The organism is Synechococcus sp. BA-120 BA3 (genome assembly GCF_034931285.1).
In the GTDB taxonomy this organism is placed as follows: Bacteria; Cyanobacteriota; Cyanobacteriia; order PCC-6307; family Cyanobiaceae; genus Cyanobium.
The window spans coordinates 1-2360 of record NZ_JAYGHZ010000136.1 but is presented as its reverse complement, the minus strand read 5'-3'; the positions used below and the strand labels follow the sequence as shown (position 1 = coordinate 2360).

Genomic DNA, 2360 nt, shown 5'->3' with positions numbered 1-2360 from the left:
GATGACGTCGGAGCGTGAGGGCTTTCCGGTGCCTGGGGTGCTGCCTGCGGTGGTGGGGACGCTTCTGGTGCTGCAGGCGGGCCCTGGGGAGGGAGGGAGATTCCTGCCGGGGCGTTGGCTGGAGCGGTTTCTGCTGACGTGCGGTCTGCTGTCGTATTCGCTGTACCTGTGGCACTGGCCGGTGATCGTGCTGCTGCGGTGGACGTGGGGGATGGAGACGTGGTGGCAGTACGTGGTGGCGGTGGCTGGGAGCGTGGTGCTGGCGGTGGGGGCGTACGGGCTTGTGGAGCAGCCGTTGCGTCGTTATCCGCTGAAGTGGTGGTGGGAGACGCTGCTGGCGGTGCTGGCGTTGGGTGGCCTGTGGGTGGGGATTGACGTGCTGCACCACCAGTTTCGGGGCAAGTTGTTCGTGGGAATCGATTCAGATCCCGTTCCATACCGTGAACGAATCCATACCTATGATCCGTTTATTTTGGATACGGGAGTCAATCAGAAGAATTGCACAGTGCCTGTCGGCAAGCCCTATGGTCTGTCGTCACGCCCGAACTATGATCTCTGCCAGAAGCAGGGCAGGCCTGGGGCAGGAGAGATTTTTCTGTTGGGTGATTCTCACGCTTTGCACCTCATACCGATGCTCGATTCGGTGACCGAGGCAACTGGGAAAAGACTCACGTTCGCCTTCCAGATGGCGTGCTTCATTGATCCATCAATGACGGCCACTCTGGGGAATGTGAAATTTCCGGTCTGCCAGGATCTGGCCAGAGGGGAGATGGATCGGGCCGTTGAACGCTTGAAGCCAGGAGATATCGTGATGATTTCGAGTTGGCTCAATTCCTATCTTTCTGGATTGTCCTCTACAGGCAAGCCATCAGACATGGTGGTTGAGATGGATGGACGCCGGATCAGCCCCCCTGAGGCAAGGGCCATTCATGCCGGCAACCTGCGCCGCTTCGCCAGGCGACTGGCTGACCGGGGCATTCATTTGGTGCTGATCGTGGATACTCCGATGCTGTTGCAAAAGCCAATCGAATGCAGACCGAAGCCTGGTGACACGGAGCGGTGTGCGCCTGATCCCCAGATCACCGCTCGCATGCAGCAGGCTGTTCGTGAGACCCTGGGGTCGGCAGCATCCGGCCTGGCCAATGTCCATGTCTTTGACCCCAGTGCCCATTTTCTCGATGGGGTGGGCCGTGTCACGGCCATCAAGCCGGATGGGACCCTGCTGTTTTCCGATGACCATCACTTGAGCGTGTCGGGGAGTCTCTCGCTTGCGGATTCCTTCCGGAGCTTTCTCGAAGAGAAGGGACTTTCGACACTCCAGGCAAGGCCCGACAGCTCCTCCCCATGACCCTGCACCCCCCCACCGGGTCCTCTCCCCGCTGGCGATTCACCGATCCGGCCAGCGGCGATTCACTCACGGTCGCCCCCGAGCGCGGCGGTCTGGTGACCGGCTGGTGTTGCGGCGGCGAGGAGATCCTTTACTTCGATGCCGAGCGCTTCGCCGACCCCGCCAAGTCGGTGCGGGGCGGGATCCCGGTGCTGTTCCCGATCTGCGGCAACCTGCCCGGCGACGCGCTCGTGCTGCCCCAGGGGCGCTTCCCCCTGGCCCAGCACGGCTTCGCCCGCGATCTGCCCTGGTCCATCGCCCCGCTGGTGGACGGCAGCGGCGTGGCCCTGCGCCTCGAGGACGGCCCGGAAACCCGCTCCCATTTCCCCTTCGCCTTCGCCCTGGAGCTGGAGCTGCGGCTGCGGCCCTCGACCCTGGCGATCTCGGCCCGGATCAGCCACCGGGGCGAGGCCGGCGCCGATCCCCTCCCCTTCAGCCTGGGTCTGCACCCCTACGTCGCCGTCGCCGATCTGGGCCGCGTCCGGCTCGAAGGTCTGCCGGCGGACTGCTTCGACCACCTCACCATGGCTCCGGCCGTCACCGCCGATCAGCTGTCGCGGCTGGAGCGGGGCGTGGATTTCCTCTGCAGCGGCCGGGGCCCGGTGCGGCTGCTGGATCCGGCGGGTGGCCGGGCGGTGACGCTGCATCCCGCGGCGCCGATGGACCTGGTGGTGGTGTGGAGCGATCCTCCCCGGCCGATGCTCTGCCTGGAGCCCTGGAGCGGGCCTCGGGGGGCCCTGAGCACCGGGGAGCGGCGCCTGCTGGTGCCCGCCGGCGAATCCCTGGAGCTGGGGTGCCGCTACACCGTCGAGAGGCTCTGAGCGACGCCGGGGAGCCGGCCCGGCGCCAGCTGGCCGGCGGGATCGAAGCGGCGCTTGATCGCCTCGATCAGGGGCCGGGAGGGGGCATTCAGCCAGGCCGGCAGGCCGGCGTCCGGGGGCTGTCGCAGCACGGTGAGGTGGCCCCCCAGTTC

Annotated in this window: 2 protein-coding genes and 1 pseudogene; 2 read left to right on the top strand and 1 reads right to left on the bottom strand. The window is 65.9% G+C overall.

Annotated features, from left to right (window positions below; translation table 11 throughout):
• Both VB737_RS06490 and VB737_RS06485 read left to right on the top strand, forming a co-directional pair.
• Nucleotides 1-1348: acyltransferase family protein (locus tag VB737_RS06490; RefSeq protein ID WP_500312110.1), on the top strand; the 1348-nt coding region annotated here is incomplete at its 5' end.
• Nucleotides 1345-2208 carry an aldose epimerase family protein gene (locus tag VB737_RS06485; protein ID WP_500312108.1) on the top strand — a complete coding sequence of 288 codons (864 nt, stop codon included), beginning with the start codon at nt 1345-1347 and terminating at the stop codon, nt 2206-2208. The genes VB737_RS06490 and VB737_RS06485, both read left to right, overlap by 4 nt.
• Here VB737_RS06485 and VB737_RS06480 read toward each other — a convergent pair.
• Nucleotides 2187-2360, bottom strand: a pseudogene (locus VB737_RS06480) (FAD-binding oxidoreductase); the annotation flags it as partial. The gene VB737_RS06485 and the pseudogene VB737_RS06480 overlap by 22 nt on opposite strands.

What these genes read in the sequence shown, in the direction of transcription:
- VB737_RS06485 (WP_500312108.1), top strand. Translation starts at nt 1,345, where the DNA reads ATGACCCTGCACCCCCCCACCGGGTCCTCTCCCCGCTGGCGATTCACC.